17 protein-coding genes and 1 riboswitch are annotated in these 20,853 nt (G+C 72.6%); of the genes, 12 read left to right on the forward strand and 5 right to left on the reverse strand.

Going from position 1 to position 20,853, the window contains the following annotated elements:
- Window positions 1–56: 56 nt before the first annotated feature.
- Window positions 57–1,277 carry an MFS transporter gene (locus AB0G59_RS17720; RefSeq protein ID WP_360912543.1) on the reverse strand — a complete coding sequence of 407 codons (1,221 nt, stop codon included), beginning with the start codon at window positions 1,275–1,277 and terminating at the stop codon, window positions 57–59.
- 45 nt (window positions 1,278–1,322) lie between these two features.
- The gene (locus AB0G59_RS17725) at window positions 1,323–3,674 is read right to left on the reverse strand and encodes a glycosyl hydrolase family 18 protein (protein WP_360912545.1); all 2,352 of its coding nucleotides are present in this window, start codon (window positions 3,672–3,674) and stop codon (window positions 1,323–1,325) included.
- Between the two features lie 339 nt (window positions 3,675–4,013).
- Window positions 4,014–4,144, forward strand: a riboswitch (FMN riboswitch).
- A gap of 205 nt (window positions 4,145–4,349) precedes the next feature.
- On the opposite strand from AB0G59_RS17725, the gene ribD reads away from it, so the two are divergent.
- The 10 genes from ribD (at window position 4,350) to AB0G59_RS17775 (ending at window position 12,934) form a co-directional block, all read left to right on the forward strand.
- A complete protein-coding gene (ribD, locus tag AB0G59_RS17730; protein ID WP_360912547.1) occupies window positions 4,350–5,483 on the forward strand; it encodes a bifunctional diaminohydroxyphosphoribosylaminopyrimidine deaminase/5-amino-6-(5-phosphoribosylamino)uracil reductase RibD in 1,134 nt (377 codons plus the stop codon).
- A 1-nt stretch (window position 5,484) separates the two neighbouring features.
- The gene (locus AB0G59_RS17735; protein WP_360912549.1) at window positions 5,485–6,096 is read left to right on the forward strand and encodes a riboflavin synthase; all 612 of its coding nucleotides are present in this window, start codon (window positions 5,485–5,487) and stop codon (window positions 6,094–6,096) included.
- Window positions 6,093–6,752: a nicotinamide mononucleotide transporter family protein gene (locus AB0G59_RS17740; RefSeq protein ID WP_360912551.1), complete on the forward strand. Its 660-nt coding sequence runs from the start codon at window positions 6,093–6,095 to the stop codon at window positions 6,750–6,752. The genes AB0G59_RS17735 and AB0G59_RS17740 overlap by 4 nt, the downstream gene beginning before the upstream one ends.
- Entirely contained in the window at window positions 6,749–8,044 is a 1,296-nt protein-coding gene (locus tag AB0G59_RS17745; RefSeq protein ID WP_360912553.1) for a bifunctional 3,4-dihydroxy-2-butanone-4-phosphate synthase/GTP cyclohydrolase II, read from the forward strand. The genes AB0G59_RS17740 and AB0G59_RS17745 overlap by 4 nt, the downstream gene beginning before the upstream one ends.
- 70 nt (window positions 8,045–8,114) lie before the next feature.
- Window positions 8,115–8,600, forward strand: coding sequence for a 6,7-dimethyl-8-ribityllumazine synthase (gene ribH, locus AB0G59_RS17750; RefSeq protein WP_071963645.1), 486 nt, complete (start codon window positions 8,115–8,117; stop codon window positions 8,598–8,600).
- 33 nt (window positions 8,601–8,633) lie between these two features.
- Complete coding sequence (locus AB0G59_RS17755; protein WP_071963644.1) at window positions 8,634–8,903, forward strand: phosphoribosyl-ATP diphosphatase; 270 nt, start codon at window positions 8,634–8,636, stop codon at window positions 8,901–8,903.
- 62 nt (window positions 8,904–8,965) lie between these two features.
- A complete protein-coding gene (gene hisG / locus AB0G59_RS17760) occupies window positions 8,966–9,814 on the forward strand; it encodes an ATP phosphoribosyltransferase (RefSeq protein WP_071963643.1) in 849 nt (282 codons plus the stop codon).
- 50 nt (window positions 9,815–9,864) lie between these two features.
- Window positions 9,865–10,308 carry a PH domain-containing protein gene (locus AB0G59_RS17765; protein ID WP_360912556.1) on the forward strand — a complete coding sequence of 148 codons (444 nt, stop codon included), beginning with the start codon at window positions 9,865–9,867 and terminating at the stop codon, window positions 10,306–10,308.
- A gap of 158 nt (window positions 10,309–10,466) precedes the next feature.
- Complete coding sequence (locus AB0G59_RS17770) at window positions 10,467–11,828, forward strand: hemolysin family protein (protein WP_360912558.1); 1,362 nt, start codon at window positions 10,467–10,469, stop codon at window positions 11,826–11,828.
- On the forward strand, window positions 11,825–12,934 hold the full coding sequence (locus AB0G59_RS17775) for a hemolysin family protein (protein WP_360912560.1): 1,110 nt from the start codon (window positions 11,825–11,827) through the stop codon (window positions 12,932–12,934). Before AB0G59_RS17770 ends, AB0G59_RS17775 begins: the two co-directional genes overlap by 4 nt.
- 56 nt (window positions 12,935–12,990) lie before the next feature.
- On the opposite strand, the gene AB0G59_RS17780 is transcribed toward AB0G59_RS17775, so the two are convergent.
- Together AB0G59_RS17780 and AB0G59_RS17785 are read right to left on the reverse strand one after the other, a co-directional pair.
- Entirely contained in the window at window positions 12,991–14,925 is a 1,935-nt protein-coding gene (locus tag AB0G59_RS17780; RefSeq protein ID WP_360912562.1) for an AAA family ATPase, read from the reverse strand.
- 533 nt (window positions 14,926–15,458) lie between these two features.
- Window positions 15,459–16,085, reverse strand: a complete 627-nt coding sequence (locus AB0G59_RS17785; protein WP_360912564.1) for a hypothetical protein — start codon at window positions 16,083–16,085, stop codon at window positions 15,459–15,461.
- A gap of 160 nt (window positions 16,086–16,245) precedes the next feature.
- Here AB0G59_RS17785 and AB0G59_RS17790 point away from each other — a divergent pair, with 160 nt between their 5' ends.
- Both AB0G59_RS17790 and AB0G59_RS17795 read left to right on the forward strand, forming a co-directional pair.
- Window positions 16,246–17,619 (forward strand): peptidase C39 family protein, encoded by a 1,374-nt coding sequence (locus tag AB0G59_RS17790; RefSeq protein ID WP_360912566.1) that lies wholly within the window; start codon window positions 16,246–16,248, stop codon window positions 17,617–17,619.
- A gap of 472 nt (window positions 17,620–18,091) precedes the next feature.
- The gene (locus AB0G59_RS17795) at window positions 18,092–20,281 is read left to right on the forward strand and encodes an EAL domain-containing protein (RefSeq protein WP_360912741.1); all 2,190 of its coding nucleotides are present in this window, start codon (window positions 18,092–18,094) and stop codon (window positions 20,279–20,281) included.
- 33 nt (window positions 20,282–20,314) lie between these two features.
- On the opposite strand, the gene AB0G59_RS17800 is transcribed toward AB0G59_RS17795, so the two are convergent.
- Window positions 20,315–20,764, reverse strand: coding sequence for a DUF779 domain-containing protein (locus AB0G59_RS17800; protein WP_360912568.1), 450 nt, complete (start codon window positions 20,762–20,764; stop codon window positions 20,315–20,317).
- Window positions 20,765–20,853 lie beyond the last annotated feature (89 nt).

Consider the following 20,853-nt stretch of genomic DNA (forward strand, 5'->3'; position numbering starts at 1 on the left):
CGGGCCGTGGCCGACCCCCTCGGGGTTCGGAACACGGCCCGCGGCGGCGTGTGCGCTCAGCGCCTGGCCGCCGGGGCCCCACGGGAGAGGGCGGTGTCCCGGGCCGGGGCCCGCAGCACGCCCGCGCCGGCCACCAGCCCCGCCGTCAGCACGGTCACCAGCGCGAAGGACACCACCAGCGACGTGGCGTTCGCGATCTGCCCGATGGCGGCCGGCGCGATCAGTGCCGAGGTGTAGGTGATCGTAGCGACGCCCGCGATCGCCTGGCTGGGATCCTTCCCGCTGCGCCCCGCCGCCGCGAAGGCCAGCGGTACGACGACGGCGATGCCCAGCCCCAGCAGGCCGAACCCCGCGACGGCCGGCAGGGGATCGTCCGCCAGGACCACGAGCACCCCGCCCGCGGTCGCCAGCACGCCCCCCGCCCGTACGGTCCGCACCGGGCCGAACCGCCGCACCGCCGCGTCGCCCGCCAGCCGGGCCACCGTCATCGTGCAGGCGAAGGCCGTGGTGCAGGCGGCGGCCACGCCCGGGTCGGAGCCGATGACGTCGCGCAGGTAGACCGCCGACCAGTCCAGGCTCGCCCCCTCGGCGAAGACCGCGCAGAAGCCGACCGCGCCGATGACCACCGCCGAGCGCGGCGGCAGGGCGAACCGCGGCGGCGGATGCTCCGCGACGCCGGTGCGCACGTCCAGCACCCAGCGGCAGGCGACCGAGCCGAGCACGACGAGCAGGCCGGCCGCCACCCCGAGATGGAGGCGGGCATCCGTGCCGGCGTGCGCGGCGACCGTGCCCGCCGCGGAGCCGGCGAGCGCACCGGCGCTCCACATGCCGTGCAGCCCCGACATGATCGAACGGCCCAGCCGGTCCTCGGTCTCCACGCCCAGCGCGTTCATGGCCACGTCCGCCATTCCGGACGTCGCCCCGTACACCGCCAGTGCCGCGCAGAGCGCGAGCATGCCGGGGGAGAGGGCGGGCAGCGCCAGGGACGCGCACCACAGGGCGAGCAGGCCGCGCAGCGCCGTGCGCGAGCCGAAGCGGTGGACGACCCTCCCCGCGAGCGGCATCGCGAGCGACGCGCCGATCGCGGGAAAGACCAGCGCGAGGCCGAGGCGTCCCGTGCTGATGTCCACGTGTTCCTGGATCCAGGGGACGCGGGTGGCGAACGTGCCCGTGACCGCGCCGTGCACGGCGAACACCGCCGCCATCGCGATCCGCGCCCGGCGCACCCGGGGATCCGTACGGTCCGCGGTGCCCGCGCCGCCCGTGCTGTCGCCCATTCCGCTCCCTACCGGCTTCCGGCCAGTGTGCCGGTGCTCAGTGCATCAGCAGGAGCCCAGGTCCTGCCAGACCCCCCACTCGCCGGTGGTGCCGGGTTCCTCGCCCCGGGTCCACCACTTGGCCTTCCACGAGCGGGACTTCCACGAGACGGTGGCGCCGCCGTTGTAGGCGGTCGCCCCGTCCCAGGACGGCGCGGTGCAGGCGCCGCCGGTGGGGGTGCCCGTCGGGGTTCCGGTCGGGGTGGGCGTGGGGCCGCCCGGGTCGACGACGGCCGTGCCGCGGGCCAGATCGCCGGCCAGGGCGTAGGTGCGGCCGCCGAAGGTCACGGTCCAGTTGGAGGGCGTCGACGTCGGCAGGTAGTAGACGAAGTCGATGTCCGCCGAGGCGCCCGGCGCGAGCGGCTGCGAGGCCGGCAGCTTCACCGAGACCCGGTGGTAGTCGCCCTTGAGGCCGCCGATGTTGTTGGGGGCCAAGTGGTCGCTGCGTACGACCTTGAGTCCCCAGCCCGACTGGTCCTTGGCGTTGCCGGGCGCGGAGGTGGCGTAGTCGAACTGGAACTCCGCGCCGCCGGGGACCGTGGTCTTGGTGTTGTTGGTGAGATGAATCTTGGGGTTGATGGGGTAGTTGGAGTCGCCGAGGGGGAACTGGGTGAAGCCCACCTGGATGTCGACGGCCTGGCCGGGGACGTCGGTCGTCGCCCGCTTCGCCCCGTAGGCGGGGGCGGACCTGAACGCGTCGTACATCGTGGTGGTGAGCGTGGAGCCGGGCTCGTACTGTCCCTTGCCCGCGTTCCAGCCGTAGTCGCCGGCGAGCTCCCAGACCATCGTGCCGCCGAGTCCCTTGTCCACCACGTACTGGGCCTTGGCCTTCACGGACTGCTCGTCCTCCGTGGAGAGGAAGACCTTCTTGTCCGCGTTCCACAGCCAGGGGGCGGTCAGCGTGGCGTCGTAGCGGCGGGCGTAGGTGCCGGTGGGCCTGGTGCCGGCGGGGAAGCCGTACGCGCCGAGGTAGTCGCCGGCGACGCCCTTCTCCAGGTTCTTCGCGTGCCACATCGGGTTGGACCCGGCGGGGGACTCCTTGCCGGCGTCGTCCTTGTCGTGCCAGAGGTTGTCAATGCCGACCGCGCCGTCGCCGCAGGTCGTCAGGCCCGAGCCGGCGGGACAGGTGGCGGCCTTGGCCGTTCCCCACAGCCCGTCGGTGCCGCCGGTGACGTTCTTCCAGCCGCGCGTGTAGTACGGCAGGCCGAGGTTGATCCGCCCGGCGGGCAGCGCGCCGCGGAAGTAGTGGTAGGCCCAGTCGCCGTTGAGGTAGCCGACACCGCCGTACTGGGCGGCGCCGTAGACGCCCCACTTGGCGAGTTCGGCGTCCTTTCCGTCGTCGTACAGCGCGGCGTTCGGGCCCACGAATTCGTTCCAGGCCCCGTGCAGGTCGTACGACATCACGTTGACGTAGTCCAGGTATTTCGTGCTCTGGTACGTCTCCATGCCGCGCAGCAGATAGCCGGAGGAGGGGGCGGCGACGGACAGCAGATAGTGCTTTCCGTCCGCCGCGCCGGCCCGGTCGAGCTTTTCGCGCAGCGTCTTCATCAGGGCCGCGTAGCCCTTGTTGAGCCCGCCGCGCCGGGCGTTGGCCAGCGTCCAGTCCTTGGGGTGGCCCGCGTCCTTCATCGAGGTCGGGTACTCGTAGTCGATGTCGACGCCGTTGAAGCCGTATTTCTTGACGAAGGCGACGGCCGAATCGGCGAAGGTGTCGATCCCGGCCTGGTTGACCGATCCGTCGGCGTTCGTCGCCGTTTTGTAGAAGCCGCCGGAGTCGACGCGTTTGCCGTTCTCGTCGATATAGCCGCCGGTCTCCGCCCAGCCGCCCACGGAAATGAGCGTCTTCACCTGCGGGTGCTGCTTCTTGAACTTGTTCAGGAGGTTGAAATGGCCCTGGTAGGGGAGTGCGGGGTCCATTTCGGCGCCGGGGACGGACGGCCAGGTCATCCCGGTGGCGGGATTGGCGGTGCCGTCCGCGCCGACGGAGATCCTGTCGTCCGGGCCGACGTGGGCGAAGGCGTAGTTGAGGTGGGTGACCTTGTCCCAGGGGATGTCGGGGGCGAGATAGGCGGGGGTGCCGTCCTTGCCGGTGCGCCAGCCGGTGAAGTAGCCGATGACGCGGCGCTGGTGGTCGGCGCCCATCTTCTCGCGGCCCGCCGCGTCGTAGACCGAACAGTAGGGGACGTCGACGCCGGGGGTGGCGTAGAGGCCGTCGGGGCGGCAGGCGGACTGGTCCTCGGCGTGCGAGGCGGTCGCGGACAGGGTGCCCACGAGCAGAGAGGCCAGGGCGGTGCCCGCCGATGCGAGGGCGACGCTCCTGCGGGCACGGGGTCTGAGGGGTCTCTTGCGGAACAACACGATCGGGTCCTCCAGTGGGGGGCTCAAAAGAGCGTTGCGTGGGGGGTGTGCGACGTGCTGTGGCCCGTGGTGCGCGCGTACCGGCGGGCCGTACTCCTCGGAGGTGTGGCAGAGGTTAAGAGGACTAGACCAGTGCGTCAATAGGTATGGACCAAACCCGTGGGCGGGGCCGCCCGGCCCGGCGTACGGCGGGTAGCAGCAGGTGTGTGAGGCCGCGCACTCTGTCAAGTCCCCGTGGACACCGCGGCGCCGCCCGGCGTACGCTCGGACTCGTCGGAGCTGCGGAGGATGAGAAGCCGCAGGTCAGGCACCTGTACCATTGATGATCCATTTGATACGCAGCGCACTCCGGGGTCGGTGAAAGTCCGAACCGGCGGTTACAGTCCGCGACCCGTCCGCAGCCAGCGGCCGGTTGACCAGGTGAAATTCCTGGACCGACGGTTAAAGTCCGGATGGGAGGCAGTGCGCGGCGGGCACGCATCGGCACACCGTCACCGGTGACGCGGATGGGTGGCAGACGTCCCGGTCTTCCGGGACCCTTCCCGGGACCCTCCGGGATCGGGCCACCCCCTCCTCGCGTCCCCGGTCCCATGGTCACCGCTGCGGCGTACCCGCTCATTCGTCGTCCCGTACGACAGCCCCGGAGTCCGTGCCCGAAGAGGCAGGAGGACCCCGGTGGCCACCGCGACCGAAGCCGACGCGATGCGACGCGCCATCGCGCTCGCCGCCCGCGCCCTCGGTTCGACCAGCCCCAACCCCGTCGTCGGCTGCGTCCTCCTGGACGACGCCGGCCGCACGCTCGGCGAGGGATGGCACCGCCGCGCCGGTGGCCCGCACGCCGAGGTCGAGGCCCTGCGCGCCGCCGCCGACGCCGGCCACGACGTCCGGGGCGGCACCGCCGTCGTCACCCTGGAGCCCTGCAACCACACCGGCCGCACCGGCCCCTGTGCCCAGGCCCTCCTGGACGCCGGCATCGCCCGCGTCGTCTACGCCGTCGCCGACCCCAACCCGGCCGCCACCGGCGGCGCCGCCACCCTCGAGGCGGCCGGCGTCGACACCGAGGGCGGACTGCTCGCGGACGAGGCCGCGGCCGGCAACGCCGCCTGGCTCACCTCCGTGCTGCACGGGCGCCCCTTCGTCCTGTGGAAGTACGCCGCCACCCTCGACGGCCGCAGCGCCGCCGCCGACGGCACCAGCCGCTGGATCTCCTCCGCCGCCTCCCGCGCCGACGTGCACCGGCTGCGCGCCGAGGCCGACGCCGTCGTCGTCGGCTCCGGCACGCTGCGCGCGGACGACCCCCACCTGGCCGTCCGCGGCCCCGTACCCGACCGGGACCCCGTCACCCAGCCGCTGCGCGTCGTCGTCGACACCCGCGCCACCGTCAAGCCCGGCGCCCGGGTCCTGGACGACGCGGCACCGACCCTGATCGTCGTCGGCGAGGACGCCGACACCGCCCACCTGCCCGGCGTCGAGATCGCCCGCCTGCCCGCCGACGCGACCGGCATCGACGTCCACGCCCTGCTCGCCGAGCTCTACGCACGCGGCGTGTACTCCGTCCTGCTGGAGGGCGGCTCCACCCTCGCCGGCGCCTTCCTGGCCGCCGGTGCCGTGGACCGCGTCGTCGGCTACCTCGCCCCCGCCCTGCTGGGCGCCGGGCCCTCCGCCCTCGGCGACGCCGGAATCGGCACGATCGCGCAGGCGTTGCGCCTGGACGTCACCGACGTCGCCCGCGTCGGCCCCGACCTGCGGATCACCGCCACCCCCATCGCCCCCGTACCCGTTCCCGTCTCCGCCACCGAGGAGAGCTGAAGTGTTCACCGGAATCGTCGAAGAGCTGGGTGAGGTCGTCGCCGTCGAGAATCTCGGCGACTCCTCGCTGCTGCGGCTGCGCGGCCCCGTCGTCACCGAGGGCGCCAAGCACGGCGACTCGATCGCCGTCAACGGCGTCTGCCTGACCGTTGTCGAGACCGCGGACGGCGAGTTCACGGCCGACGTCATGGCCGAGACCCTGAGCCGCTCCAGCCTGGGCGCCCTCGTCCCCGGCTCGCGCGTCAACCTCGAGCGCCCCATGGCGCTCGGCGGGCGCCTCGGCGGCCACCTCGTCCAGGGCCATGTGGACGGCACCGGCCGCCTCGTCGAGCGGGTGCCCGGCGAACACTGGGAGATCGTCAAGATCGCCCTGCCGGACGGGCTCGCCCGCTACGTCGTGGACAAGGGCTCCATCACCGTCGACGGAGTGAGCCTGACCGTCGTCGAGGCCGGCGACGACCACTTCACCGTCAGCCTCATCCCCACCACCCTCGACCTCACCACCCTCGGCATCAAGCAGGCCGGCGACCCGGTCAACCTCGAGGTGGACGTCCTCGCCAAGTACGTCGAGCGCCTCCTGGGGCAGCGCGGCACGAAGGAGCCCGTCGCATGAGCGCCCTCGACTGGCTCAACGGCGAGGCCTTCGCCGCCTTCGGCCAGCACGTCATCTGGTCCGACATGATCGGCAACACCGTCGGCCTCGTGGCCCTCGCCCTCGGCTGGCGCCGCTCCATCTGGACCTGGCCGGCCCAGTTCGTCTCCGGCGTCATCCTCGTCGCCGCCTACGCCTCCGCCCACCTCAGCGGCGGCATCGGCAAGCAGCTCCTGGTCATCGCCGTCGCCCTGTGGGGCTGGCGGCAGTGGGCGGGCGGGCGGCGCAGCGCCCAGGACGGCTCCATCGCCGTCCGCTTCGCCTCCTGGCGCGAGCGCGCCCTGCTGCTCGCCGGCACCGCCGTCGGTACCCTCGCCGTCGGCTCCCTGTTCACCGCCGTACCCGAACTGTCCTGGAACCCCTGGCCGGACGCGTACATCTTCGTCGGCACCCTCGCCGCGATGGTCGCCCAGGCCCGCGGGCTCGTGGAGTTCTGGTTCGCCTGGCTGCTGGTCGACGTGGTCGGCGTCCCGCTCGCCTTCGACAGCGGGCTCGCCTTCTCCGGCCTCGTCTACATCGTCTACCTCGTCCTGGTCCTGTGGGGCCTGCGCGACTGGTGGCTGCGTTCGCGGGCGAGCGCCCGGACCGCGGCCGTTCCGGAAGGAGTAACGGCATGACCGCCGTTCAGAGCTGGTACGACACCGACAACGGTGACGCCGACGTGCTGACCCTCGACCCCGTCGAGCGGGCGATCGCCGACATCGCGGCGGGCCGGCCCGTCGTCGTCGTGGACGACGCCGACCGCGAGAACGAGGGCGACCTGATCGTCGCCGCGGAGAAGGTCACCACCGAGATCGTGGCCTTCATGATGAGCGAGTGCCGCGGCCTGATCTGCGTGCCCATGGAAGAGCACGACATCGACCGGCTCGACCTGCCCCAGATGGTCGACCACAACACCGAGTCGATGCGCACCGCGTTCACCGTCTCCGTCGACGCCGGCCGCGACCACGGCACCGACACCGGCATCTCCGCCGCCGATCGCGCCGTCACCATCCGCCTGCTGGCCGACCCCGCCGCCGTCCCCGGCGACTTCGTCCGCCCCGGGCACGTCTTCCCGCTGCGCGCCAAGCCCGGCGGCGTCCTGGTCCGCAACGGCCACACCGAGGCCGGCATCGACCTCGCCCGCCTCGCAGGTCTCCGCCCGGCCGCCGCCATCGTGGAGATCGCCGGCGAGGACGGCGCCATGCTGCGCCTGCCCGAGCTGGTGCCCTTCGCCCGCAAGCACGGCCTGTCGATCATCTCCATCGAGGACCTGATCGCCTACCGCAAGTCCAGCGAGCCCACCGTCCGCCGCGAGGCCACCACCCGGCTGCCCACCGCATTCGGCGACTTCCGGGCCCACGGCTACCGCTCCACCGTCGACGGCGTCGAGCACATCGCCCTCGTCGCCGGCGACCTCGGCGACGGCGAGGACGTGCTGGTGCGCGTCCACTCCGAGTGCCTGACCGGCGACATCTTCGGCTCGCTGCGCTGCGACTGCGGCCCCCAGCTGCACGCCTCCCTGGAGCGCATCACCGCCGAGGGCCGCGGCGTCGTGCTGTACCTGCGCGGCCACGAGGGCCGCGGCATCGGCCTGCTGCCCAAGCTGCGCGCCTACGAGCTGCAGGAGGACGGCCGCGACACGCTCGACGCCAACCTCGAGCTCGGTCTGCCGGCCGACGCCCGCGACTACGCCGCCGGCGCCCAGATCCTCTCCGACCTCGGCGTGCGCTCCCTGCGCCTGCTGACCAACAACCCCGACAAGACCGCGGCCCTGGTCCGGCACGGCCTCAAGGTCACCGGCCGCGAGCCGATGCCCGTCCAGGCCGGCGAGCACAATCTGCGCTACCTGCGCACCAAGCGGGACCGCATGGGACACGATCTTCCCTGGCTGGACGCCGAGCACATCTCGGCCTGCGGCAACCAGTGACCGACACCGAGCACCACCGATCCAGAGACCGACGTACCCCGAACGACGTACCGAACGAGGAGAGCGACACGTGAGCGGCAAGGGCGCACCCGAGCTGAGTGTGAAGAACTGCCAGGACCTGCGGGTGGCCGTCATCGCCGCGCAGTGGCACGAGAAGGTCATGGACGGCCTCGTCGACGGCGCCCTGCGCGCCCTGCACGACCTGGGCATCGACGAGCCCACCCTGCTGCGCGTGCCCGGCAGCTGGGAGCTCCCGGTGGTCGCCAAGGTCCTCGCCGGCCGCGGCTACGACGCGGTCGTCGCCCTGGGCGTCGTCATCCGCGGCGGCACCCCGCACTTCGACTACGTCTGCGAGGGCGTGACCCAGGGGCTCACCAAGGTCTCCGTCGACACCGGCGTCCCCGTCGGCTTCGGCGTACTGACCTGTGACACCGAGGAGCAGGCCCTGGACCGCGCCGGACTCGAGGGCTCGGCCGAGGACAAGGGCCACGAGGCGGTCACCGCGGCCGTCTCCACGGCGATGATCCTGCGCTCGGTGTCCGAGCCCTGGCACTGACCCACCGGGTGGACCCCGTAGGGTAGGACCACCATGTCCAAGAAGACGTTCGAGGAGCTCTTCGCCGAGCTCCAGCAGAAGGCCTCCGGCGACCCCGCCACCTCCCGCACTGCCGAGCTGGTGGGCAAGGGCGTCCATGCCATCGGCAAGAAGGTCGTCGAGGAGGCCGCCGAGGTGTGGATGGCCGCCGAGTACGAAGGCGCCGAGGCCACCGCCGAGGAGATCTCCCAGCTGCTGTACCACCTTCAGGTGATGATGGTGGCCCGGGGGATCTCCCTCGACGACGTATACGCTCACCTCTGACCCCGAACCACCGCACCATTCCCTTTCAGCACCGCACTCCACGCACAAAGGAAAACGACCTCATGCTGCGCATCGCCGTCCCCAACAAGGGTTCTCTCTCCGAGCCTGCGTCGGCGATGCTCCATGAGGCCGGCTACCGCCAGCGCAAGGACCGCAGGGAACTCGTCCTCGTCGACGCCGGCAACGAGGTCGAGTTCTTCTTCCTGCGCCCCCGCGACATCGCGGTCTACGTCGGCTCCGGCAAGCTCGACATCGGCATCACCGGCCGCGACCTGCTGCTCGACTCCGGCTCCCGCGCCGAGGAGATCATGCAGCTCGGCTTCGCCGGGTCGACCTTCCGCTACGCCACCCGCCCCGGCACGGCCAAGGACGTCACCGAGTTCGGCGGCATGACGATCGCCACGTCCTTCTCCGGCCTGGTCACCAAGCACCTCGCCGACAACGGCGTGGACGCCTCCGTCGTCCACCTCGACGGTGCCGTCGAGACCGCCATCCAGCTCGGCGTCGCCGAGGTCATCGCGGACGTCGTCGAGACCGGCACCACCCTGCGCAACGCCGGCCTGGAGATCATCGGCGAGCCGATCCTGAAGTCCGAGGCCGTCGTCATCCGCCGCCACGGCGCCCCCGCCGACGACCCCAAGGTGCAGCAGTTCCTCCGTCGCATGCAGGGCGTCCTCGTCGCCCGGCGCTACGTGATGATGGACTACGACATCCGCGTCGAGCAGGTCGAGCGCGCCGTCGCCCTGACCCCCGGCCTGGAGTCGCCGACCGTCTCCCCGCTGCACCACGAGGGCTGGGTCGCGGTCCGCTCGATGGTCCCCTCCCAGGACGCCCAGCGCATCATGGACGAGCTCTACGAGCTGGGCGCCCGCGCCATCCTCACCACGGGCATCCACGCCTGCCGCCTCTGAGCGCCCCCTTTCACCGTCCGGCCCGTATCCGCACGAAGGCGACCCACGACGTGTCCACCCCCGAGCTGCCCGTCACCTTCCGCCCGACCCGTACCCGGGTCGTGCTGCTGAGCATCGGCGGCGCCCTGCTCGCCGTGCTCACGGCGCTCTCGCTGATGCTGGAGTCGTTCACCACGGGGGACCGGATCACCTTCATCTGCACCGGGCTGCTCGGCCTGGGCGTGCTCGGGCTGCTCAGCCGCCCCAAGGTCGTCGCCACCGAGGACGGTGTCACCGTCACCAACCTCACGACGACCCGGCGGCTGGCCTGGCCGCAGATCGTGCGGGTCAATCTGCGCGCCGGCGACCCGTGGGTCTACCTCGACCTCTCCGACGGCACCAGCCTGCCCGCCATGGGCATCCAGACCGGCATCGCCAAACAGCAGGCCATCGCCGACGCCCGCGCCCTGCGGGCGCTCGCCGAGGCGCACGGCACGGGCCGGTCCACGACCTGAATCGGTGCACCTCCGGGTTCCATGATTACTCTGGTGTCACGGGCACACACGTGCCCCGCCCCCGCACCGGGGCACCTGCGAACCGAGGAGTGACTTACTCCGGCAATGGACGGACCGTCCTGTAGTACCTGCGCCGCCCCCCACAGCGAGGCGGCGTCATGAGTATCACCGTGTCTCTTCTGCTGCTCGCGGCAGCGCTGCTCCTCATCCTCGCGAACGGCTTCTTCGTCGCCGCCGAATTCGGCCTGGTGACCGTGGAGCGGCCGGAGGCCGAGCGGGCCGCCGCCGACGGCGACCCCCGGGCCCGCACCGTCGTCGCGTCGCTGCGCGAGCTCTCCTTCCAGCTCTCCGGCACCCAACTGGGCATCACCATCACCTCCTTGGTGGTCGGCATGCTCGCCGAGCCCGCGCTCGGCCGGCTGCTCACCGGCCCCCTCACCGCCGCCGGGCTCCCGGACGGCGCCGCCCCGGGCGTCGCCGTCGTGACCGGCATGCTGGTCGCCTCCGCCGTCCAGATGGTCGTCGGCGAGCTGGTGCCCAAGAACTGGGCCGTCTCCCGGCCGCTGCAGGTCGCGCGGTTCGTCGCCGGCCCGCAGAGCCTGTTCGCCCACTTCTTCCGGCCCGTGATCACCTTGCTCAACGCCGTCGCCAACCGGCTCGTACGGGCCATGGGCGTCGAGCCCGCCGAGGAGCTGGCATCCGCCCGCACCCCCGGCGAACTCGTTTCGCTCGCCCGGCACTCGGCCCGGGCCGGCGCGCTCGAGCAGGACACCGCCGACCTGTTCGTCCGCACCCTGTCGCTGGGCGGGCTGACCGCCCAGCACGTGATGACGCCCCGGGTGAAGGTCAGCGCCCTGCAGTCCACCGCGACCGCGGAGGACGTCCTCAACCTCACCCGTGCCACGGGCCTCTCGCGCTTCCCTGTCTACCGGGAGCGGCTCGACGAGGTCGTGGGCATGGTCCACCTCAAGGACGCGCTCGCCGTACCCGGCCACGAACGGCTGCGCACCCCCGTCGGCCGGATCGCCGTCGCCCCCATGCTGATCCCCGGGACCCTGCCCGTCCAGCCGCTGCTGGAGCGGCTGCGCAGCGAGCAGCCGATAGCCGTCGTCGTCGACGAGTACGGCGGCACGGCCGGAGTGGTGACGCTGGAGGACATCGTCGAGGAGCTCGTCGGCGAGGTCCGCGACGAGCACGACGCCGCGGACGCGGGCCGGCCGCAGCTGGCCCCGGTGGCCTGCGAGGACGGCCGCCAGGTGTGGGAGGCCGACGGCGGCTGCCGTGTCGACGCGCTGCGCCGCATCGGCCTCGAGGCGCCCGACGGACCGTACGAGACGGTCGCCGGGCTCGTCGCCGGCCTGCTGGGCCGCATCCCCGCCCCCGGGGACGGCGCCGAGCTGCCCGGCTGGCGGCTCTCGGTGCGCCGGGTCGGACACCACCGTGCCGAGCGCGTGCGGTTCGTCCGTGCCGATGCCCGTGCCGACGTCCGTACCGACGGCCTGACGGGGGCGCGGCGATGAGCGTGCTGCAACTCCTCTTCGCGGTGGTCCTGGTCCTCGCCAACGGCTTCTTCGTCGGCGCCGAGTTCGCGCTCGTGTCCGTGCGCCGCAGCCAGATCGAGCCGAAGGCCGCCGAGGGCTCGGGCCGGGCCCGCAAGGTCCTGACGGGGCTGGAGAGCCTGCCGCAGATGATGGCGGCGGCCCAGTTCGGCATCACCGTCTGCTCGCTGACGCTGGGCGCGGTGGCCGAGCCGACCGTGGCCAAGCTGCTCGAACCGCTCTTCCACGCGGTGGGGCTGCCCGAGGGGCTCATCCATCCGCTGGGCTATGTGATCGCGCTGGCCCTGGTGGTCTTCCTGCACCTGGTCATCGGCGAGATGGTGCCGAAGAACCTGGCCATGTCGGCGCCCGACCGGGCGGCGCTGTGGCTGGGGCCGGGGCTGGTGACCTTCGCCCGGCTGTGCCGGCCGGTCACCCGGCTGCTGGGCGCGTGCGCCCACGGCGTGCTGCGGCTCTTCCGCGTCGAGCCCAAGGACGAGGTGGAGGCGGTCTTCACGAGTGAGCAGCTGACCCACCTCGTGGAGGACTCCCGCCAGGCCGGGCTGCTGGAGCCGGAGCAGCAGGAGCGGCTGGAGGACGCGCTGGGGCTGGGCAGCCGCCCGGTCACGGACGTCCTGCTGGACCCGGCCACGCTGGTGACGGTCGACCCGTCGGTCACGCCCCGCCAGGTCGAGGAGCTGACGGTACGGACCGGCTACTCCCGCTTCCCGATATGCGCCTCGGGCCGTCCCGGCAGCGCCGTGATGGGCTACCTGCACGTCAAGGACGTGCTGGACCTGGAGGACCGGGACCGGGCGGTGCCGCAGCACATCTGGCGCCGCGTCGAGACGCTCCGGGCGGAGCTGCCGCTCGACGACGCCCTGACGGTGATGCGCCGGGCCGCCGCCCATCTGGCGGCGGTGACGGACGCGTCAGGGCGCGTACTGGGGCTGGTGGCGCTGGAGGACGTGCTGGAGAAGCTCGTGGGCGAGGTCCGCGACCCGGCACACCGGGAGCCTGCGCCCGCGCCGGCCGTCCGCGTCACGGATCCGCGCGTACCGCAGGCCGAGGAGGCGATGGCGGGCTGAGCCCGCCGCCGGACGGGCTGAATTTCAGCCCGTCCGGCGATTGAGGACACCGCCCGTCAGGGCGCCGGATCCTGGGGGTCGCGGGCGTCGCCCTGGCGGCGGCGGGGGGAGCCCCAGCCGGGGCCCGAGAGGACCTCGCCGTAGGCCTGCATCAAGTCCGGCAGGCGCAGCGTGGCCAGGTCGTCGCGCGTGGGCGTGCCCGGATAGGCCGACAGACGCAGGTCGCGGTACGCGCAGCTCTTCTCGTACAGGGTGCGCAGGAAGCGGCCGTTGCCGAGCTCGTCGATCCAGCCCTGTTCGACGACGTGGCCGCTGATGCTGCGCAGCTCCTCCAGGGCCTCCTCGTCCCAGGCGTCGCCGTTCTCCGCGGCCAGTACCTCGCCGATGCTGGTGAGTTCGGCGGGGCGGTAGCTGGGGAAGTCGACGCGGGTGGTGAAGCGGGAGTGGAGGCCGGGGTTGGCGGCGAGGAGGCGGTCCATGCCCTCGGGGTAGCCGGCGAGGATGACGACGAGGCGGTCGCGGTTGTCCTCGGCGCGCTTGAGGAGGACCTGCAGGGCCTCGTCGCCGTAGGCGTCGCCCTTGCTGTAGCCGGTGTTGGAGAGGCTGTAGGCCTCGTCGACGAAGAGCACGCCGCCGAGGGCGGAGTCGATCAGCTCGTTGGCCTTGACGGCGGTCTGGCCCAGGAACTCCCCGACCAGGTCGGCCCGCTGGGCCTCGACGAGGTGGTCGCCGCCGAGCAGCCCGAGGGCGTAGAAGACGCGGCCGAGGATGCGGGCGACCGTGGTCTTGCCGGTGCCGGAGGGGCCGGAGAAGACGAAGTGCCGCTTGGGGGGTTGGACGGGCAGCCCCTGGCCGGCCCGTAGGCGGGCCATGTGCAGCTGGGCGGACAGCGCCCGCACCTGCCGCTTGACCGGTTCGAGGCCCACCATCCGCTCCAGCTCGGCCAGGGCCTTGGCGAGCAGGACGGGGTCGGAGCGGCCGGGCAGCGGCGGGGGGCCGGGCTGGGCGGGTACGCGCAGCTTCTCGCGGACGCCGTCGGCCTCCACGGGGGCGCCCGCGGTGGGGGCGGGTCCGGGCGCGGTGCCGGGTCCGGTGCCGGTGAGGACGTCGCGGCCCTCGAGCGGGTCGGGGGCGGTCTGGCCCTCCGGCTCGAGGCCGGCGTCGACCGGGTCGGGGAAGGAGGCGCCGAGCGGCACGGGCGGCAGGTCCACGTGCTCGTCGTCGAGCCCGTCGCCGTCGGCGATGGCGGTGAGCCGGGCCGAGGTGTCCATGAACGAGGGGTCGACGCGGTGCACGGCGCGGTAGAGGGGCAGGGCGGCGGCGCTGCGGCCGGTGCCCTCGTGGGCACGGGCGAGCCAGTAGCGCAGCTCCTTGCGCTGCGGCTGTTCGCTGCGGCAGCGCATCAGGGCGGCGGCCAGCAGCGGTTCGGCCTGCCCGTACATCTCCAGCCGCACCCGGGCCATGCCGCCGAAGAGCCCCGCCTCGATGCCGAGCAGCGGGTCGTCGAGGAGGGGTTCGGTGTGGCGTACGAGCTGTTCCCAGTCCTTGACGAGATAGGCGCGGCAGGCGTGCAGGAAGCGCACCTGGGGGTCGGTCTCCACGGGCGGGCAGCCGGCGAGGGCCCGGTCGAGCTCGGGGACGTGGCGACCGTCGAGCCAGTGCGAGGCGTGGGCGAGCAGCAGGTCGCGGTGGGTCTCCAGGACCGGCTGCACCCACCAGCCGAGCCAGTACCAGGAGTTGAGCGGGCGGCGGTGGCGGGAGCGCTGTTCGCCGAACCGGTCGCGGTGGCGGTACATGCGCAGCAGCGCGGTGGTGGTCTCCGCGCGCAGCGCGTGCAGGCCGAGCCAGGCGTCGGCCATTCCGGGGTCGACGCGGACGGCGACCCTGAACTCCTTCTCGGCCTCGGTGTACGCGCCCATGGTGTAGGCGTCGACGGCGCGCAGCCAGGCGAGATCGGCCGGGGCGGGCGGGCCCTGCATGCCGAGATCCATCACGTCCCCCACAAACCTGCCCCCGTAGCGTGCCGTGCCGCCGGGCGAGTGCCTTGGCCGCGCCTTTCCGAACTGCTGTGCTGTGGACGGGAGTTGCCGGCCGTACCGGCGCGGTCCCGTCGGGGGTGTCCGGGGGATGCCCGGGAGCTGCCCGCCGATGGGTGCGCCGCCTCGCATCGTACCTGCGCGGTCGGGGTCGGCCGAAGGGTGCGGGGGCGCAGATCACCGCGCGAGCGTGAGCCGGGGGCGGTCGCGAATGCGACCCGGAGAGTGGTCACCGAGGGTGACGCGCTGGGAGGGGTTCGCGGAACAAAGGGCTCAAATCGCTGCGTGGGGCGCAGTACGAAGCCCCCGATCACGGGGGAACAACCGGGGGCTTCGCTGCTGCAAGCGGCTTTCGTCCGCCGCACATTGAGAACGTAAGTCCTGTACGCCCCCCGGGTCAAGCCGAGTTGGGGCACTCGGCGGGGAATGCTCGCAGGTGGGGAGCGGACCGACGGCGGGCGTTCACTGAGGGTGAGGGACGTCGTGGATCAGTCGGTTTTCTGAGGCCCCGGCAGCAACATGCATCCCTCCTGTCCCTGCAGCACCAGGAGTTCGGCGTACGGGCGGGTGGGGTCGGTTGTGAAATGCGCGCGCTCCGCTCGCTTCCAGCCGTCCCAGAATTCGGTCAGTTCGGGACCGTCGCGGAGTTGACCCCTTTCCCAGGAGCCTTCATCCGTCAACTCCATCCACAACAGGCATGCCAGATAAGGGCGGAGCGCACGCCGTCCCGCGCCCACGCCCTCCACCAGCACGACCGGCGCGGCCTCAAGGACGCGCTCCTCGGTGAAGGCCCGCGCCACCCAGTCGTAGGTGCGGTACCGGGCGTCCTCCCCGCGCGCGAACGGCGCCAGGATCCACTCCCGCAGCCGCCCGATCCACTCGAACAGCTCCTGGTGCGTCGCCAGGTCGTCCAGGTGCAGCACGGGTACGCCGCCCAGCGCCACCGCCAGCCGCCCGGCGAAGGTGGTCTTGCCCGACCCCGCGTGGCCGTCCACGGCCACCAGCCGCACCGGGCCGACGGAGGGCGGCAGCGCCCGCAGCCGGCGGGCGAGGTCGTCGAGCGGGCCGGGGGAGGGGTGTGCGGGGTCCGGACCCGGGCCGTGGGGATCGTTCACCGCACCACCCTAGGACCGGTCCCCGGCCGCCCGGGCATTGAGGGCGCGCCGCACGGGGAATCACTGGCCTGGACCGTCCGCGCGGCGCGATAGTGGTCCGGCCCCGACCGGCCGGAGCGCGCCCGCAGCCCCATCCACCCACGACTGGGGGACCACCGTCATGTCCAGCAGACCCACACCCCGCCGCACCGTGCTCGCCGCAGCCCTCGCCGTCACGGCCGCAGCATCGCCCCTGTCCTCGGCTCCCTCCGCCTTCGCGGCGGCGCGCGGCGGCGGCCGGGAGCGGCCGGCCGGCACCGTCGACTACCGGGCCTGGACCACCTTTCCCCAGTGGGCGGGCGGCCGGGGCGCCGGCACCCGCGTCCTGGGCGGCGACCGCCCCGGCCTGGTCCTCGACCGGCCGATCGGCACCCTCGAATACACGGACCCGCACACGGGCACCACGGCGCGCTGGGAGTACGCCACCTGGCTGTCGCCCGTCCGCACCCTGCCCGCCCCCGCGACCGAGATCGTCGTGTCCTGGAACGCCCGCACCCCCGCCGGCACCTGGCTCCAGAGCGAGCTGCGCACCGCGTACTCCGACGGCACCCGCTCGCCCTGGTACGTGATGGGCCGCTGGACGTCCGGGGACGCGGCCGGGGACATCCGCCGCACCAGCGTCGACGGGCAGGGGGACAAGAAGAGCAACGTCTCCACCGACACGCTCGCCGTCGACGACCCGGCGAGCGGGCTGCGCCTGGTCTCCTACGAGCTGCGGCTCACCCTCCACCGCAGGCCGGGCACCCGTCTGACGCCCACCGTCTGGCGGCTGGGCGCCATGGGCTCCGACATCCCCGACCGCTTCACCGTGCCCGCCTCGCGGCCGGGGGAGGGGGCCGGCCACAAGCTGAGGGTGCCCCGCTACTCCCAGGAGATCCACAAGGGTCAGTACCCGGAGTACGACAACGGCGGGGAGGCGTGGTGCAGCCCCACCTCCTCCCAGATGGTCCTGGAGTACTGGGGCCGTGGGCCCACCGCCGAGGACCTCGCCTGGGTCGACCCCTCCTACGCCGACCCCCAGGTCTGCCACGCCGCCCGCCACACCTACGACCACCAGTACAAGGGCTGCGGCAACTGGCCCTTCAACGCCGCGTACGCCGCCACGTACCACGACCTCCAGGGGGTGGTGACGCGGCTGCGCTGCCTGGGCGAGGCCGAGCGGCTCGTGCGGGCCGGGATCCCGCTGATCACCTCCCAGTCCTTCCTCGCCTCCGAGCTCGACGGGGCCGGCTACGGCACGGCCGGCCACCTGATGTGCGTGGTCGGTTTCACCGAGGACGGCGACGTGATCGCCAACGATCCGGCCAGTCCGTCGAACGCGGCGGTCGAAAGGGTCTACAAGCGCGCACAATTCGAGAACATCTGGCTGCGCACCAAGCGCCACAACGCCCAGGGAGAGGTCAGAAGCGGCACGGGAGGCATCTGCTACCTCTACTTCCCCGTGCGCCCGACCACCCGTCAGGCGCGGGCACTGGCCTCGGTGGGGGTGCGCTGAGGCGGGTCGCGGCGTTCGCGCAGTCCGGAGGAGACGCATCTCACGTGGGGGGAGGGTTTCGGGCGGTCGTGAGGGGCACCCCGCAAGGGTGAACACGGGTGTTGGCTGAATGCGGATGACCCATTTCCGCTTGTTGCTTCCATTCGAACGGACGATCAGTAGCCTTCGCTCAACACCCCACGACATTCCTGCGATTGAGCTGGAGACACACTCTGATGGAGCGTCCCACCCCGGCCCCCCGGGGCGTCGACCTGTCCGTGCGCGGCTACCGCGCGGTCGGTTCTCCGTGGCTGACGAGCCCTCGTGAGAACGCCGTGCGACCAGGCGCCGCGCACGGAAATCCGGCGAAAGCCGGGCTCACGGGGGTGGGGTGGCGGCCATGACCGGAATGTCCAGTGGCAGAATGCTGTCCGTGGATCAAACCGTCACCCCGGTTTCGTATGGCGCCGTGGACTCGGCCGTGGGCACCGCCATGGCCGTGGGCAAGGCCGGCCCCGGCTTCCGGGACGACCGGCTGCGGAGGTTCGCCGCCATCTGGAGCCGCGCGGTCTATCCGGCCACCGCGGGCGTCATGGTGCGCCCCATGACCCGGGCCCAGTTCGAGCGTTACCTCATGCCCCTGGCCGCCGTGCTGCGCGAGACGCTGTACGCCCGCCCCTTCGACCCCCGGCCCGCCACCGAGGTCGGCGCGGCACTGGTCCGTGCGCACTGCACCGACCCCGAGGCCCTGCCCCTGATACTCGGCGTCATCGACGCCTACCTCGTCCTCTACCTCCCGCCCGACCAGCCCATGCCCGCCGAGGAGACCCGCGCCCGCTGCTCACGCGTGCAGCACGCCGTCGCCACCGGCTTCGCCCGGGCCCTGGCCGAACGCGCCCGCGCCGAGCAGGCGGCCGTCTCCCGCACCGCCCGCGCCGCGCAGGGCGAGACCGAACGGGCCCTGCACGCCAGCGAGGCACGCTTCCGCGCGATCTTCGAGGGCAGCGCCGTCGGCGTCGGCATAGCGGACGTCGACGGCCGCATCATGGACGTCAACGAAGCGCTGATGCGGATGTTCCGCAGCCCCGGCCGCAAGGCCAACGGCCGCAACGTCGGCGAGTTCGTCCACCCCGACGACTCCCCCGAGATCTGGGGCCTCTACCGCGAGCTCGCCCGCGGCGACCGCGACCACTACCGCGTGGAGAAGCCGTTCTACCGCAGCGACGGCAGCGTCCTGTGGACCGAACTGTCCGTCTCCCTCCTGCGCGACGCCGCCGGCGAACCCCAGTACCAGATCGCCCTCCTGGAGGACATCACCGAGCGCCGGCAGCTCCACGAGCGCCTGCGCTACGAGGCCACCCACGACGCCCTCACCGGCCTGCCCAACCGCACCCTGTTCTTCGAGCGCCTCGACGACGCGCTGGGGGACGGGGACGAGGACGGGGGGAGCGGCAAGAGCGGAACCGGCCGCTTCGGTCTGTGCTACCTCGACCTCGACGGCTTCAAATCCGTCAACGACAGCCTCGGCCACACCGTCGGCGACCGGCTGCTCGTCGCCGTCGCCGACCGGCTGCGCGCCTGCGCCACCGCCCCGCACGAACTCGTGGCCCGCCTCGGCGGCGACGAGTTCGTGGCCCTGACCACCGGCCCCGGCGCCGCGGACGACGTGACCGCCCTCGCCGGCCGTATGCTCGCCGCCCTCGCCGAGCCTGTCCGCCTCGACGGCCGGGACCTGTCCGTACGCGCCAGCATCGGCGTCGTCGACGGCCGCGGCGGACAGCTCGGCGCGGCAGAGGTGCTGCGCAGCGCCGACATCACCATGTACCGGGCCAAGGCCGCCGGCGGGAACCGCTACGAACTCGCCGACGCCGACTGCGACGCCCGCGTCATCGCCCGGCACAGTCTCACCAACTGCCTGCCCGCCGCCCTCGACAACGGCGAGTTCTTCATCGAGTACCAGCCACTCGTCCGCCTCGACGACGGCACCGTACGGGGCGCGGAGGCCCTCGTGCGCTGGCTGCACCCCGTGCACGGCGTGCTCGGCCCGGACCAGTTCATCCCGCTCGCCGAGAGCACCGGACTGATCGTGCCGCTGGGCCGCTGGGTCCTGCAGGAGGCCGCCCGCCAGGCCCGCTCCTGGCACACCCAGGACGACAGCCGCGCCCCCATGCGCGTCAACGTCAACCTCTCGCCCTCCCAGCTGCGCTACCCCTCCCTGGTCGCCGACACCGTCGCCGTCCTCGCCGACGTGGGCCTCGACCCCTCCGCCCTGTGCCTGGAGGTCACCGAGAACGCCCTCATCGGCGCCGACGAGGCGGAGCTGCGCCCCCTGCGCCAGCTCGCCGACCTCGGCGTCGACATCGCCCTCGACGACTTCGGCACGGGCTACTCGAACCTGTCGTACCTGCGCAGGCTGCCGGTCAGCACGCTCAAGCTCGACCGTTCCTTCACCCGCGGCATGCAGTGCGCGCCGGCCGACCCCGTCGACGTCAAGATCGTCGAGGGGATCGTCTCCCTGGCCCACACCCTCGACCTGTCGGTCACGGTCGAGGGCGTGGAGACCGGCACCCAGGCCGACCACCTGCGGTTACTGGGCTGCGACACGGCTCAGGGCTGGTACTACGCCCGTCCGGGGCCGCCGGAGCGCCTGCACACGCTGTCGCTGGTGGACGCGGCGTCGTAGGGGCTACGGGCGCGGGAGGGCCGGCCGTAGAGGTCAGGTCCGCCGGCTGCCGGGCACGCGTGCTTCCCGTTCACCGGGCACGCGTGCCTCGCGTCCGTCGAGCAGGCGGGCCTCCTCGTCGGTCAGCAGCCGCGAGCGGATGAGGAACCGCACTCCCTCGGGCGCCTCGAGCGAGAAGCCGCTGCCGCGCCCCGGCACCACGTCCACCGTCAGGTGGGTGTGGCGCCAGCGCTCGAACTGCTCGGCCGACATCCAGAACCCGACCGGCTCGTCCACGTCCTCCACGGCCAGCTCCGCCAGCAGCACGTCGGAACCGCCCGTGCGGAACTCACCGCGCGAATAGCACATGGGCGAGCTGCCGTCACAACAACCGCCCGACTGATGGAACATCAGCGGTCCGTGCTTCGCCCGCAACTCACGGATGAGCCGGGCGGCGGCGGGAGTCAGCGCGATGCGGGAGACGCCCTCGTTGCCCTCGTTCATGAGAGGTGCCCGGGCGTCTGGGATAAGTGCGAAGTCATGGAATATCCCTCCTCGATGTGCTGGGGGACGACAGCCTGCCCCTGCCGCGA

The organism is Streptomyces sp. NPDC021096, assembly GCF_040641275.1.
Classification (GTDB): Bacteria; Actinomycetota; Actinomycetes; order Streptomycetales; family Streptomycetaceae; genus Streptomyces.